At 62.9% G+C, this 534-nt stretch carries 1 protein-coding gene; it reads right to left on the reverse strand.

All coding sequences use genetic code 11. From position 1 onward, the window contains the following. Window positions 1-17: 17 nt before the first annotated feature. Window positions 18-534, reverse strand: a 517-nt coding sequence (locus ACQGNJ_RS00055; protein ID WP_426687208.1) for a hypothetical protein, incomplete at its 5' end; no start/stop codon positions are given.

Below are 534 nucleotides of genomic sequence, written 5' to 3' on the forward strand. Positions count from 1 at the left end.
GCGCCGATTTCCGGGGCTTACAGCGGCCCGGGTTCCCCACACTCGATCCCAGTCAAGCCTGCATCTGCGGTCGCGCGTTCGATCAGGGCCTTGCCTGCATCGTTGACATACATCCGAACCGGCGCAGTGCGCGGATCCTTGAATACAAGGGGCTCAGTGGGAACGGCGGATTCGTCGAACGCCTCGCGCGCAATACCGCCACCCTCGAGGCTTTCAGAGCGCGGCTCGTCAATGCAGGCGAGCATGCGCGTCACGTTGTAGAACCAGCGCGGCTCGCCCTCGCAATCGAGTTCAAGCAGCTGGCCGAAACGCAGCAGGAATTCACCCAGGGTGGCCTTGGCTTTCTCATCCAGGACCAAGGCGCCAGGCACGAGCAGGCTGACGTTGGCATGGGGCTTCTGTACCTTGCGGCGCTTCTCCACATGAAATGCGACCCGGGGCCGGTCGAGCCATTGCTTGGGTGCGCCCGCAGCGTCGAATACGTCCTCTTCGAGGTCGTCGCGATCGATAGGCACCAACATGGCGAAGTCGTTG

The sequence above is a fragment of the Rhodanobacter ginsengiterrae genome, from assembly GCF_050026815.1.
Classification (GTDB): Bacteria; Pseudomonadota; Gammaproteobacteria; order Xanthomonadales; family Rhodanobacteraceae; genus Rhodanobacter; species Rhodanobacter ginsengiterrae.